Source organism: Streptomyces sp. TLI_55 (genome assembly GCF_900206255.1).
Lineage (GTDB): Bacteria > Actinomycetota > Actinomycetes > Streptomycetales > Streptomycetaceae > Streptomyces > Streptomyces aquilus.
The window spans coordinates 9,273,454-9,286,875 of record NZ_OAOJ01000001.1 but is presented as its reverse complement, the minus strand read 5'-3'; the positions used below and the strand labels follow the sequence as shown (position 1 = coordinate 9,286,875).

Genomic DNA, 13,422 nt, shown 5'->3' with positions numbered 1-13,422 from the left:
ACCGGGCATCATGCGACTTCGCCGAGGCCCTGGGGGACGAAGTGGTGTCTCACAGGGTGCGGCGGCATACGAGGGACTTTAGCCGTGCCCCTAAGCTTCTGGGCCCCCGGAGCCCGTCGGCACCCAGGACGAGATACCCCCAGCCCCCAGGGAATTTCCGATTACTGCCCAGCAATTCGACCCGGATTCGACCCGACACGTTCACCTGCCCCTGCACGCCCGCCTGACCTGCACAAATAGTTGCGCGAAGCGGTCATAGGCAGTACTGGCGGCAGTAGACGATCTGCCCGGGCTTGCTGACGCTGCGGCGGGCCAGTGCCCAGCGTTGGTGGGTGGGCATCTCGCCGTCGAAGTCCTCGATGGAAGTGATCTGCAGGGCGGCCCAGTGGTAGACGCGCGGGCCCTTTGCACCGTCGCCGCACGAACGTCGCTCCCAGGCTTCGTCGAGTGCCTGGGCGCAGAGGTGATCGATGCGTCCGAAGTGCGGCACCTGCTGGGACTTTGGGACCGCGAGCACGTATCCCAGGCCGGTCTCCTCCAGCATGCGGCGCAGCCGCCACTCCTGGCCGTAGGCGGCGTCTGCAGTCACCCAGGCGATGGGCAGCGGCGAGGCGATCGCCCGCAGCACCATGGCCTTGGCCAGGTCGGGTTTGGTGGCGAAGGCCCGCTCGTCAGGGATATGGGCGGCGCGGCAGCGGTCGCGGTCGTCGGTCCAGGCCTTGGGTAGATACAACTCCCGGTCCACCAGGGCGCGTCCGCGGGTGGTGGCGTAGTCGGCGAACACTCCGATCTGGCAGTAGTTTTCGGTGCGGCCGGCGGTGCCGGAGTACCGGCGTCGCAGGCCGGCCGAGGTGGTGCCCTTCTTGAGGAAGCCGGTGTCGTCGAGGATGAGGATTCCGTCGGGTACGCCGAGCCGTTCGGCTACGTAGTACTGGAGGTCGTCGCGGAGCCCGTCGGCGTCCCAGCGGGCGCCGTTGAGGAGCCGCTGGAGGCGGTCGGGTGTGCGGTGTCCGGCGTATTCGCCCAGCTGCCAGCCGTTCTTGCGGCCAACCGGACCCAGCAGCCCACGGATGTGATCACGCATCCTGCGACGCGGCTCAACCCGCTTGAAGCGGTGGCCCGTACGCAGGAACAGTTCCTCGAGTTCTTCGTTCCGGATCTCTTCTGCACGCTCGTCGATCACGCGGGAGGCTGCCCGGACCGCTGCCGCTATCAGCGGCGGCTGCACACGATCGAGGGGCGGTCCGGGAAAGAGAACACGGGCCGACCACTGGGCGGGGGCGGGGTCGGAGCATCGAGCACCGGATGCAGGCTTCTCTGAACTAACCTCGCGCTTTCACGAGCTGGGCTGTCCGGCAGGTGATCAGAAAAGTAGAGACTCCCTCTGACCAGCCAGAATGAGGATCATCGAGGGCCTGTTTCCCGCACCAGTCAGAGGCACTTCCCAGGTGCGGCATAACCGATTGCCGCGTTGCACCTCGGTGTATATGGTCCACGCATGTCGCAGCCTGATCAGCCGTCTCCAGGGACAGTCTGGGCCGAAGGGCTGCTGCGGGAGGTGTACCCCGCAGCAGAGGTGATCGAGGCGGTGCCGCGTACTGGCGGCCAGTTGAGTGCGGTGTATGAGATCCGCTGCGCGGATCCTGCGCATACCGCGATCTTCAAGGTGTATGCGCCCGAGTGGGAGTGGAAGCAGGCCAAGGAAGTCCACGTCTATCAGATGCTTGCAAGCCTTCGATCCCTGCCAGTGCCGAACGTGCTGCACCACACGCCGGGCGGAGGGCCTGGAGGCCAGGCTGTCACGATCCTGAGCCTGCTTGAGGGGCGCCCGCTGTCTGAGGTGTCAAAGGATGTGGACCAGGGCGGGATTCCGTCGTTCTACCGCGAGATGGGCGCCGCCCTGGCAACGGTGCACCAGATCGGCCAGGAGGCATACGGCTACCTGACCAACCGCATCCTCGATCCGCTTGCCGACAACGGGACCTACATGCGGCGCCAGTTCGCCAAAAAGCTCAAGGAGTTCAGGGAGTTGGGCGGCGACGGTCGGCTGCATGACGCAGTCGCGCGGCGGGTCGAGCGTGACGGGGCGCTGTTCGGCAACTGCGAGTCCGCTGTGCTCTGCCACAACGACCTGCACGAGGGCAACGTGCTCGTCGCACCCCGTCCGGGCGGCTGGGAGGTGACCGGCGTGATCGATGTCGAGAACGCGATCGCCGCCGACCCGCTGATCGACCTGGCCAAGACCGACTACTACTCGCTCGGCCGCGGCGAGCCGGAACGCGGCGCCCTGCTCGAAGGCTACGGACCGCTTCCCGCCGACGCCGCCGAGCGGCTCGACCTCTACCGGCTCTACCACGCGGTCGAGTTGTGGGACTGGTTCCGTTCGATGGGCACGGTCGAGCCTTTAGGGGGTATCGCCGAGGACATCGCCCGCTTGGCGGGCTAGCCTCGCGACTTTCGCGGAGCGGAAGCGGACTGTCCGACAGGTGATCGGATCAGAGAAAAGTCGGGCTGCTCGACTGCCGCGGCGGCGATCTCTCTGGCGAGCCGAGCGCGGGGGGCCGGGGGGCGGGGGGCAGCATCGGTAGCAGACCGAGGAGGGCATCTGTGCGGTTGCAGTGCGAGGCGGTGACGCGTGCGGACGCGGTACAGCACACGTTCCGGCTTCCGTGTCCCACCCGTGCCTGGGACCACGGCACAGGGGCGGTACCGGTCAGGTGGCAGCGGTAGTGGCGTGACGACGACCACAGCCAGCAGGCGCAGGACAACGCAACGTCGCCGCGACGAGAGTCCGCGGCGACGTCATGACCGGGCAGCCGCGCTCGGCCCGCCTCGTGCCGGCGGATCAGTGCGGCATGTCGTCCAGCGCGGTTGACACGCCGTCGGCGTTCGGCGGCTCGACCGCGAACAGCACCACACTGCCGTCCGGCAGGTCGGCCTTCGCGATCCGGAGAAGGCCGCCCGCCGCCAGGGCGAGCTGGGCGGCGGTGTCACTCCTCCGGTGCCGCGACGATGCGGCGGCAGCGGGGATCTGCGGCGAACAGGGCGGGGACGCTCGAACGCGACTCGGACATGGGCGGGGCAGACAGGAGAACGCCCCGCCAGGACATCGTCAACGGCATCCGCTGCTCAGCCCCAACTCCTGGGCCACCTGCGCCACCTGATCGAGGACGGACAGCCCATCATTGCGAGTCGCCGCAGCGGTGACTCCTGCCCTTCCCCAGCCGCAACTCAGAGCACGCGGGAGGATCACTTTCGTGAAACATGGGGCTTCTACTGTGAATGAACCGGTTGGTTCAATCGGGCTTCGCTCCGGGGACTTCAGGAGGCGCTGTGCCGGACGTCAGCTCCGCAAGTTTCATCCCGCGCAGGGTGACCGGCCCGCAGGAGGCGGCAGAGGTGCTCGCCGCCGAGGGCGCGGCCATCGTGAGCGGGCTGGCGGACGAGGAGAGCGCGGTCGCGATGGGCCGCGCGATCATGGGGGACCGGTCGGTGCGGTGCGGCACCCAGTTCGAGGCGACGAAGGAGAGCGCCCGGGTCGAGGCGATGCAGATGAAGGCGCAGCCCGCCGACAGGCGTGGCCGCAAACGCGACGCCAGCGGCCCGTCCGAGGAGCGGATGGTCGCCCACAACGACGGCTTCGCTTTCGGCGATTACGCCCCCGACCATCTGTTCCTGTGGTGCGAGCGGCCCGCGGCCCGCGGCGGCGACTCCTTCCTGATCGACACCTCCCGGCTGCTGGACCTGTTGGCCGCCGATCCCGGCAGCGCCGCGCTCGCCGACTTCTGCCGCACGATCGACATCGACCACTCCGAGCCCAACTATCCGCAGCGCGGCTTCTCACCGATCGTCCGGCAGACCCCGTCGGGCCGCTTCCAGGGCCGTCACCATCCCTATCTCGCGCCGGTCGAGGGGCCGTTGGAGCTGGAGCACTGGACGTATGTGCGCGCCTGGCAGGCCGCGGTCGTCGCGGCCCGTGACAGCGGGCCGATGTTCCGGGTGGGCCCGGGTGAGATGATCTGCATTGACAACTACCGGGTGTTGCACGGCAGGGACGGGTACAGCGACCCGCTCCGCAGGGTCTGTTCGATCTGGGGCTGGAGCCAGGACGCGGTCGCGGTTCCGGACGGCCCGCTGGACATTGTCGTCCCCCGGATCCCCATGGCGTCGTGAAATCTCCGCGCCTTCAGGGGGGAGCTCGCGCCGCGGGCGCAGCCGGTCGTCACGGACGTTCGAGGACCGCACCGCACTCCCCCCACGTCACCACCGTCACCGACCCTGACTGCGCGACCGGCCCCACCTCCAGCACCGCCCCCGGCGCCCTCCTGGCCACACACCACAACGGCGAGCCCCTCACCGCCGACGGCCCTCCGCACCAAAACCGGGCATGGAATCCGTAAGTAACAAACACGGAATGGCAGGGCAATCTACGTGCGTCAGTCTCGGCTTGGTCGTCCGGCGGCAGACAGTCGGCACTGAGCACGGAGGGATGCGCGATGAGCTTCCACAGCGCGTGCAGCACGGACCTCCGGTGCCGTGCCCACCAGTCGGCCTGGACACGCGGACGCGTGGCACACGGTTCACATCCGGAATCCGAGGACTCTCACACCTGACCTCGTACCGATGACCGCGCCCGGCGCCCTGCCCGCTCAGCGGTTCCACCGTGCCTCCACCCCGGGATCGGCTTGTCACCGCACTCGCTCGCCTCACACGTGTCCACGCCGCCGTACCGGCGTGCGCGCTGCACAGGTGTCTGTCCGGCCGTTCCCCGCCGCGCCACGCAGAAGGACTTCCGCATGACCACCGCTCCACCCCAGCCTGCTCTTCCACCCCCGCCTGCTCTGCCGCGGGACTGCACCTTCGACGCCGACGACTGGGCGATCCTCGCCCAGCACTGGTATCCGGTTGCCCTGTCCAGCGAGATCGGCGACGCGCCGACCGCCGTGCGGCTGCTCGACGAGACCCTGGTGGCCTACCGGGTGGGCGGCAGCGTGGTCGTGGCCCACGACATCTGCCCGCACCGCGGGGTGCCGCTGAGCCTCGGCCGCGGCGACGGGAACGGCATCACCTGCGCGTACCGCGGACTGCGCTTCGGTGAAGGCGGGCGGTGCGTGCAGGTGCCGGCCCATCCGGAGTCGAAGATCCCGTCCCGGCTGAACCTGCGGACCTACCCCGTCGTCGAGCGGTACGGGCTGGTGTGGACCTGCCTGCGCCCCGAGCCCGACACGCCCCCGGTGATCCCGGCCATGGCCCACTGGGACGAGACAGGCTTCCAGCAGATCAACTGCCCCTGGATCGACATCGCCGCGTTCGCCGGCCGCCAGGTCGAGGGCTTCCTCGACGTCGCGCACTTCGGCTTCGTCCACCTCGACTCGTTCGGTGACCCCGACAACACCGAGGTCCCCGACTACACCCCGGTACGCCACCCGTACGGCCACTCCGTCGACTACTGGAGCAGCGTCAGCAACTACCCGCACGGCACCAAGGAGGCCCCGCCCGGCTTCCGGTGGCTGCGCCACTTCGACGTGCACCTGCCGTTCACGGCCACGCTCGTCGTGCACTTCCCCGACGGCGGGCTGCTCAACATCATGAACGCCGCCTCCCCCGTCTCCGCCCGCCGGACCCGCATGTTCGCGCCGATCGCCCGCAACTTCGACACCGACCAGCCCGTCCAGGCCGTATACGACTTCAACCGCACGGTCTTCGAGGAGGACCGCGCCGTCGTCGAGGTCCAGAAACCCGAGAACCTCCCCCTCGACCCGAGACTCGAAGTGAACATCCCCGCCGACCGCAGCTCCATCGCCTACCGCCGCGGCCTGCGCGACCTGGGCCTGAGCCACTTCTTCACCGCGTAGGCCCACCGTGCAGACACTCGACGCCCGACTCGGGCCCTCCCTCGTCCGGCCGCACTCCCTGTGCAACTCCCCCAGGGAAAAAGGCCGTTACCTGATCTGCGTACGGCGTGACGATGCCGGCCGGGGCGGCTCCCGCACCCTGCACCGTGACCTCACCATGGGCCGACGGCTACGGATCTCGCCCCCGCGCAACCACTTCCCGCTCGCGGCGGCCGGGCATCACGTGCTCGTCGCGGCCCGTGTCGGCATCGCACCCCTGCTGTCGATGGCCGAAGCCCGGGCCGCGCGGGGAGCGTCGTTCGTCCTGCACCACTACTCCTCCAACGCGGCGGAGGCCCCCCTGCCGGAGCGGCTCCAGACCTCCGCTCTCGGCGAGCGGGCAGTGACCCACCACAGCGACCAGGGGGACACGGTCCACGCGGGGCTGCCCGCCGAACTACAGGTCCCGGAACCGGACACGGCCATCCATGTCTGCGGGCCTGACGGCTTCATGACCCACGTCGTGACCGAGGCGACCGCTGCGGGCCGGCGCCCCGGCCAGCTTCATGCCGAACGCTTCGCCCCGGCGGCTCCACCATCCACCGAGGACCGCGCACCGGCCCTCCGGGATGACCAGGGACGTCGGCCTGGCGTGCTGCTCGACTGCGCGCAGGGCACCCGCGGCGCCTGCCCCACCCCCGTCCTGACCGGCGAACCCGACCACCGCAACGAGGTCCAGACCCCGGACGAGCGCGCGGCGGGCGACCGGATCACCATCTGCCGCTCCCCCGCCCGCACCCCCGAACTCCTCCTCGACTTCTGACCCGGGATCCCTGATCCCGGGCCGGCGCTCGACCGGAGAACGGCCCGGCATTGGCCGGGCCTCGCCCCACCCATGTTCCTCAGATCCGCCAGGAGCCGGTGCCGACCCGGCCAGTGAAAGGAAAGCGCGCCATGACCAGAAGCACGAACAGTGACGACAGAGCGTTCGCCGCCACCGACCGACGTCTCTTCCTCAGGCGGGGACTGCAGCTGGGCGGCGCCGTGCTGCTCGGCGGCCCGCTGCTCGCCGCGTGCGGCGATTCGGACTCGTCGTCCTCTTCCTCCTCCCCCTCATCCTCCGGTTCCAAGAGTTTCGGTGAGCTGACACTCCGGCTGTCCTGGATCAAGAACGTCGAGTTCGCGGGCAGCTACATAGCGGACAGCAAGGGCTATTACACGGACGAGGGCTTCTCGAAGGTCACGCTGATCGGCGGCGGCCCGTCCGCGACACCGATGGAGACGGACGTCGTCACCAAGAAGGCGCTCGTGGCGATCAGCGCCCCCGACATCACCGGCGCGGCCGTCGCCAAGGGCGCACCGCTGAAGATCATCGGTGCGCAGTACCAGAAGAACCCGTTCTGCATCATGTCGATGGCCAAGGCCCCGATCGCCAAGCCGGAGGACATGTACGGCAAGAAGATCGGAGTCCAGGCGGGCAACGAGTCCGTGTGGGCGGCGTACATCAAGGCGACCGGGCTCGACGAGTCGAAGATCACGAAGGTACCGGTGCAGTTCGACCCGCTGCCCCTGACCCAGGGCACCGTGGACGGCTGGTTCTCCTTCGTGACGAACGAGCCGAACTCGCTGCGTCTGAAGGGTTTCAAGGTCGCCACGATGCTGCTCGCCGACACCGGCTATCCGCTGGTCTCGGAGACGTACTGCGTCCGCCAGGACACCATCGACAAGCAGCGTGACCTGCTCAAGGCGTTCCTGCGCGCGGAGATCAAGGGCTGGAAGGCGAACATCGCCGACCCGGCGCTCGGCGCGAAGCTCGCAGCCGAGACGTACGGCAAGGGGCTCGGGCTGACGACCAAGGAGCAGACCCTCGAGTCCAAGGACGAGAGCGAGTTGATGGTGAGCGCCGACACCAAGAAGAACGGCCTGTTCACGGTCACGCAGGCGCTGATCGACGAGAACATCAAGACGCTGAAGTACGGCGGCCTCGACATCACCGCCGACAAGCTCTTCGACCTCTCGATCCTCGAAGAGGTCTACAAGGAAGACCCCAGCCTCATCTAAAGGCCCCCGGCGGTACCGGTGCGGCCCCGTCGGCCCGCCGGTACCGGCTTCCCACTACCCGCACCGCACACAGAGGTCAACTGATGAGTACCGCAGCAGCTGTTCCCGAAGCCTCCGACGACCCCGGAAAACAGGCCGACTCCGGCACCGGGCTGTCCCTGCGCGGGCTGAGCAAGGAATTCAAGCTCGGCCGACAGCGCATACCCGCACTGGCCGGCGTCGACCTGGACACCGCCGAGGGCCAGTTCCTCACCCTGCTCGGGCCGTCGGGCTGCGGCAAGTCGACCGTACTGCGGATCCTCGCAGGTCTCGACAGCCCGACCTCCGGTACGGCGCTCGTGCACGGCGAGGATCCGGAAGCAGCCCGAAAGCGGCACCACTTGGGCATAGCCTTCCAGGACGCCGCGCTGCTGCCGTGGCGCTCGGTCGCCGCCAACATCCGCCTCCCGCTGGAGATCAGCGGCATCAAGGCCGACCCGGCAGCCATCGCCGACCTCATCAAACTGGTCGGCCTCGAAGGCTTCGAGAAGGCCCGCCCCGCCCAGCTCTCCGGCGGCATGCGGCAACGCGTCGCCATCGCCCGCTCGCTGGTCGTCGACCCCAAGGTGCTGCTGCTGGACGAGCCGTTCGGCGCATTGGACGACATGACCCGCCAGCGACTCAACCTCGAACTCCAGCGCATCTGGCAGGCCCGCGCGGTGACCACTCTGCTGGTCACCCACTCCATCAACGAGGCCGTGCTGCTCAGCGACACCGTCGCGGTCATGTCGCCCCGCCCGGGCCGGATCGTGGAGAAGGTCACCATCGACCTGCCCCGCCCCCGCACCCCGGAGATGATGCGCTCGCCCGAGTTCCACGCCTACGCCGACCAGTTGTCGGAACTCCTGTTCGGCCGCGTCGACACGCCCGCCGACAGCGCCGAAGACGCTCCTGGTCCCGCCGCGGAGGCGTCATGAGTGCCCGACGTTCCGCCTGGACCGGCGGGGCCCTCGGCATCGCGGCCCTGATCGGGGCGTGGTCGCTGCTGTCCACCACGGTCGTCGGCACCGGGGACGGCGTACCCACCCCCTGGGCAGTCGTGGCGAGCGTGTTCGACGACGGCTGGACCTTCTACAGCCCGCATGTCGAGCAGACCGTCGGCGAGGCCCTGACCGGCTATCTGGTCGGCAACGGGCTGGCGCTGGGCCTGGCGGTACTGGTGCTGCTGGTGCCCGTGCTGGAGCGGGTGGTCACACAGATCGCGGTGGCCTCCTACTGCCTGCCCATCGTGGCGATCGGCCCGATCCTGTCCCTCGTCCTCGACGGGGACAAGCCGATGTCGGCGATGGCCGGGCTGTCGGTCTTCTTCACCACCCTCATCGGCGCACTGCTCGGGCTGCGCTCGGCCGACCCGGCCGCGCTCGACCTGGTACGCGCCTACGGCGGCGGCCGCTGGCAGCAGATGCTGCGGGTCCGCATGATCGCCGCACTGCCCAGCACTCTGGCCGCACTCAAGATCGCCGGTCCGGCGGCACTGCTCGGCGCGATCATCGGCGAGTACCTCGGCCGGGTCGACAACGGCCTAGGCATCGCCATGACCATCGCCCAGCAGCAACTCGACGTGCCCCGCACCTGGGGCATCGCCCTGGTCTCGGGCGCGGTGGCAGGCGTCGCCTACGGCGCGGTCGGGCTCGTCGCCCGCTACGCCCTGCCGTGGTCGCGCACGACAACAGTGGAAGGCGGAGGCGCATGAGCACCGCGACGGAGACGGGGACCAGGACGGACACGGCCCCCACGCTGCGCTTCGCGGCGGGCGTGCTGCGCCCGCTGCTGAACGTGGTCGTGACGATGGCGGCCGTCATCGTCCTGTGGATCATCTTCCTGCAGGTCTACGACCTCGACCCGCTGGTGGCCAAGTCACCGGTCGACATCTTCCACTACCTGTTCACCGCCCCGGACGCGGGCGCCCACCGCTCCCTGGTCTCCTCAGGTCTGGGCCGCACGCTGCTCGACGCCGGGTCCGGCTTCGTGGCCGGGCTGGCGGCGGCAGCCGGCGTGGCCGTCGTCTTCGTCCTCCTCCGCAGCGTCGAGCAGGCCCTGCTGCCGATGGCGGTCGTCGTACGCTCCGTACCCCTGGTGGCGATGACCCCGCTCATCACGCTCGTCTTCGGCCGCGGCCTGATGGCCACCACCGTCATCAGCGGCCTGATCGTCTTCTTCCCCGCCCTGGTCACCATGACCTTCGGCCTGCGCTCCGCGTCCCGCCAGGCCGCCGACCTGTGCCGGGCGTACGGCGCCGGAGACTGGACCGTCGCCCGCAAGGTCATGCTGCCCAGCGCGGTCCCCGCGTTCTTCGCCAGCGCCCGCGTCGGCGTCCCCGGAGCCCTGATCGGCGCGCTGCTCGCCGAATGGCTCTCCACCGGCCAGGGCCTCGGCTACGCCATGCTCAAAGACTCCTCCACCTTCGACTACGACCACCTCTGGGCGTCGGTCGCGGTCCTCACCGCGGTGTCCGCACTGGCGTACAACCTCATCGCGGCCGTCGAGACCGTCGCCCTGGCCCGCTTCGCGCCCAACATCCGTCCGGGCACCTGACCCCGTCCCGCCCGGTGCGGGCTGGAGCGGTGGAAGACGTTGACGATGCCTGCGGCTTCGCTGGTCGCTGCCGGAGCCGATGCGCGCCGTGTCGGTCAACGACCCAGCCCTGCCCCCCGGGGGGGGGCACGCCGGACAGCCCTGTGGGACGGCTAGCGCGCATTCGCCGGTAATGGGGCGACGGTGGTGTCGCCGTCCGCAGCCGCCACGCCACCGATCGCACCCGGGCGTTCCCGGAGATTGAGAAGGCGGTGCGCCGGTTGCCGGACGATACGGCCCTATATGGGCCGCGACAGCACCGAGGTGATGGAGGGGCTGCCCGAGGATGTGGTCGGCCTGGTGCGGATCGCTCTGGACGCCACCTTGATGGGCGCGGTCACCACCATGACCACGGGCGCGGGCGACGCTCGCGGAGTCCGTGGAGAACACCACAGACGTCGCCCGGCTGCTGCTCAGCCGCCCGTGGCCAGCCGCATGAGGTCGGAGTCGAAGTCGATCTCACCGAGTTCCGCTGCCACGCCGGTCGGGCGGGCGCTGCTGCCGAAGGTGTGCTGGTAGCCGGACCAGGCGCCGTCCGTGATGGAGGCGGTGACGCCGGACTCCACCAAGGCGGCGAGTTCGGTTGCGGCGCGCTCTACGCGGGTGCTCAGGGAGCGCTCCGCCCAGTCCTCCGGAGCGGCGAACAGCGAGGTGGGGATGGTCAGGGCGCGCAGGTAGGCGAAGATCGGGCGCATCCGCTCGTCCGGAACCAGCGCATGCCGGGAGGTGCCCGCGGTGGCAACCAGGGCGACCGGTTTGGCGATGAGCAGGTCGTTGTCCAGCACGTCCAGGAAGGACTTGAACAGGCCGCTGACATCAGCCTTGTAGACCGGGGTGGCGGCGATGACGGCATCGGCACGGGCCAGCCGGTCGATGGCGCCCTGCAGCTCCTCCCCGACGAAGCCGACCACGCTCGCCTTCCCGATCTCCTCGATGAGGGCCGGGAGTTCGATCGTGGAGACCTCGGCCCGGATGCCGCGCCCGCCCAGCAGGTCGATGCTCTTCTGGGCGAGCCGGTTGGCCAGCAGCGTGGTCGAGGAGGGATCGCTCACACCGGCGGTGACGACGACGATGCTGCGCGGCTCCGCAGTGGGGATGGTCATGGGGATCAGTCCTTCTCTTCCTTTTCCTCGCTGGACGGCGGCCGTTCCGCGTCGTTCGCGGCGACCAGGTCGGCGCACAGGTCGCGCAGGGTGCGCAGTTGCCCGGGTTCCAGGGCACCGGCCATGGCCCGGATGACCTGCCTGGCGTGCCGACGGCCCACCTCCCGCTGCAGCTCACGGCCCGGTTCGGTCAGCACGATGCGCTGGGCGCGGGCGTCCTGCGGATCGGGACGGCGCTCTACCAGACCGTGCTCCTGCAGCCGGGCGACGAGGCGGGAGACCCCGGACTGGGTGAGCATCATCTGCTGGTGGATCTCGGTCATCCGCAGCCCGTGCGGCGCCTTGGACAGGGTGTAGAGCACGTCGTACTCGCGCGGCGAGCAGCCGGCCCACTCCCCGTCCTCGGCGAAGCGGCGGGAGATGACGACCTGGGCGCGGAAGAGGCTCTCCCAGGCCTCCAGCGCCAGCCGGGCGCTGCCGCTCACGGCTGCGGGTGGACGGCGACCGCGGACGGGTCGCTGTCCTGGTAGGGCGAGGCTCCCGCGGTGTTGTCGCCGCGGTTGCGGTTGGGGGTGGGGCGGCGCACCGGGCCCTCCCCGTACTTGGCCTTGACCAGCTGGGCGTGGGTGGGCGCCGCGGACGGCACGCCGGGGGCGCGGCGCGCCTCCATCTCCTTGCGCAGCACCGGCACGACCTCCTCCGCGAGCAGGTCGATCTGCTTGAGCACCTCGGCCAGGGGCAGCCCGAGGGTGTCCAGCGCCCACAGCTGGCGCTGGTAGTCGCCGTAGATCTCCTGGAAGGACAGGGTCTTCTCGATGACCTCCTGGGGGCTTCCGACGCTGGTGGGGGTGGCCGAGGCGTACTCCTCCAGGGACATCTGGAAGCCGAACGGGTTGTTGGCGAAGTACGGGCGGAAGTTCTTGAAGGCGTCCTGGGAGCGCTTGGCTATGTACGCCTGTCCGCCCAGGCCCACGAACGCGTCCTGCGCACGGCCGTGCCCGTAGTGCTCGAAGCGCTGCCGGTAGAAGTCGACCAGCGGCTTGAAGTGGCCCATCGGGGCGAGGATGTTGTTCGCGAAGAAGCCGTTGCCGTAGTAGGCGGCCTGCTCGGCGATCTCCGGGGTGCGGATCGAGCCGTGCCACACGAAGGGCGGCACGTCGTCCAGCGGGCGCGGGGTGGCGGTGAAACCCTGCAGCGGGGTGCGGAACTCGCCGTCCCAGTCCACCACGTCCTCCCGCCACAGGCGGTGGAGCAGGTTGTAGTTCTCCAGGGCGAGGTGGACGCCCTTGCGGATGTCCTTGCCGAACCAGGGATAGACCGGGACCGTGTTGCCGCGGCCCAGCATCAGGTCCAAGCGGCCCTGCGAGAGGTGCTGCAGCATCGCATAGTCCTCGGCGATCTTCACCGGGTCGTTGGTGGTGATCAGCGTGGTCGAGGTGGACAGCTGGATCTGCCGGGTCTGCGCCGCGATCGCCGCGAGCAGGGTGGTGGGCGAGGAGTCGAAGAACGGCGGGTTGTGGTGCTCGCCGATCGCGAAGACGTCCAGCCCCGCCTCGTCGGCATGGCGGGCGATCTCGACGGTCGCCTGGATCCGCTCGGCCTCGCTCGGGGTGTGCCCGCCGACCGGGTCGCTGGTGACATCGCTGACGGAGAAGATGCCGAACTGCATGACGGGCGTTGTCCCTTCCACATGCTGATCCCCATCGGGGCTGGTCTTGATCCCTATCGGGAATCACCCGTCACAACATGCATGAGAAATCATGTATTCCCCGATGCTGCCACCCGCCCTGCCGAGCAGCCGGGAGGGATCT

The 13,422-nt window shown here is 69.4% G+C and carries 11 protein-coding genes and 1 pseudogene; 8 read left to right on the top strand and 4 right to left on the bottom strand.

Going from position 1 to position 13,422, the window contains the following annotated elements; genetic code table 11:
- Positions 1-262 precede the first annotated feature (262 nt).
- Positions 263-1,159, bottom strand: a pseudogene (locus CRP56_RS42430) (IS701 family transposase); the annotation flags it as partial.
- 339 nt (positions 1,160-1,498) lie between these two features.
- On the opposite strand from CRP56_RS42430, the gene CRP56_RS42425 reads away from it, so the two are divergent.
- The 8 genes from CRP56_RS42425 to CRP56_RS42390 all read left to right on the top strand — a co-directional run bounded on the left by CRP56_RS42425 (position 1,499) and on the right by CRP56_RS42390 (position 10,469).
- Positions 1,499-2,446, top strand: a complete 948-nt coding sequence (locus tag CRP56_RS42425; RefSeq protein ID WP_097273395.1) for a phosphotransferase family protein — start codon at positions 1,499-1,501, stop codon at positions 2,444-2,446.
- Positions 2,447-3,333: 887 nt separating this feature from the next.
- On the top strand, positions 3,334-4,173 hold the full coding sequence (locus CRP56_RS42420; protein ID WP_218878027.1) for a TauD/TfdA family dioxygenase: 840 nt from the start codon (positions 3,334-3,336) through the stop codon (positions 4,171-4,173).
- Positions 4,174-4,796: 623 nt separating this feature from the next.
- Positions 4,797-5,855, top strand: a complete 1,059-nt coding sequence (locus CRP56_RS42415) for an aromatic ring-hydroxylating oxygenase subunit alpha (RefSeq protein ID WP_097273391.1) — start codon at positions 4,797-4,799, stop codon at positions 5,853-5,855.
- A 7-nt stretch (positions 5,856-5,862) separates the two neighbouring features.
- A complete protein-coding gene (locus tag CRP56_RS42410) occupies positions 5,863-6,657 on the top strand; it encodes a PDR/VanB family oxidoreductase (RefSeq protein WP_097273389.1) in 795 nt (264 codons plus the stop codon).
- Between the two features lie 131 nt (positions 6,658-6,788).
- Entirely contained in the window at positions 6,789-7,895 is a 1,107-nt protein-coding gene (locus CRP56_RS42405; RefSeq protein ID WP_097273387.1) for an ABC transporter substrate-binding protein, read from the top strand.
- 83 nt (positions 7,896-7,978) lie between these two features.
- The gene (locus tag CRP56_RS42400) at positions 7,979-8,851 is read left to right on the top strand and encodes an ABC transporter ATP-binding protein (RefSeq protein ID WP_097273385.1); all 873 of its coding nucleotides are present in this window, start codon (positions 7,979-7,981) and stop codon (positions 8,849-8,851) included.
- Entirely contained in the window at positions 8,848-9,627 is a 780-nt protein-coding gene (locus tag CRP56_RS42395) for an ABC transporter permease (protein WP_097273383.1), read from the top strand. Before CRP56_RS42400 ends, CRP56_RS42395 begins: the two co-directional genes overlap by 4 nt.
- Positions 9,624-10,469, top strand: coding sequence for an ABC transporter permease (locus CRP56_RS42390; RefSeq protein WP_097273381.1), 846 nt, complete (start codon positions 9,624-9,626; stop codon positions 10,467-10,469). The genes CRP56_RS42395 and CRP56_RS42390 overlap by 4 nt, the downstream gene beginning before the upstream one ends.
- Before the next feature lie 452 nt (positions 10,470-10,921).
- Here CRP56_RS42390 and CRP56_RS42385 read toward each other — a convergent pair whose 3' ends face one another.
- From CRP56_RS42385 to CRP56_RS42375, 3 genes are read right to left on the bottom strand one after another with little or no spacing between them, the layout of a single operon-like run.
- Positions 10,922-11,611 (bottom strand): CE1759 family FMN reductase, encoded by a 690-nt coding sequence (locus CRP56_RS42385; RefSeq protein ID WP_097273379.1) that lies wholly within the window; start codon positions 11,609-11,611, stop codon positions 10,922-10,924.
- Positions 11,612-11,616: 5 nt separating this feature from the next.
- Positions 11,617-12,096 carry a MarR family winged helix-turn-helix transcriptional regulator gene (locus CRP56_RS42380; protein ID WP_097273378.1) on the bottom strand — a complete coding sequence of 160 codons (480 nt, stop codon included), beginning with the start codon at positions 12,094-12,096 and terminating at the stop codon, positions 11,617-11,619.
- On the bottom strand, positions 12,093-13,280 hold the full coding sequence (locus tag CRP56_RS42375; protein ID WP_097273376.1) for a CE1758 family FMN-dependent luciferase-like monooxygenase: 1,188 nt from the start codon (positions 13,278-13,280) through the stop codon (positions 12,093-12,095). Before CRP56_RS42375 ends, CRP56_RS42380 begins: the two co-directional genes overlap by 4 nt.
- Positions 13,281-13,422 lie beyond the last annotated feature (142 nt).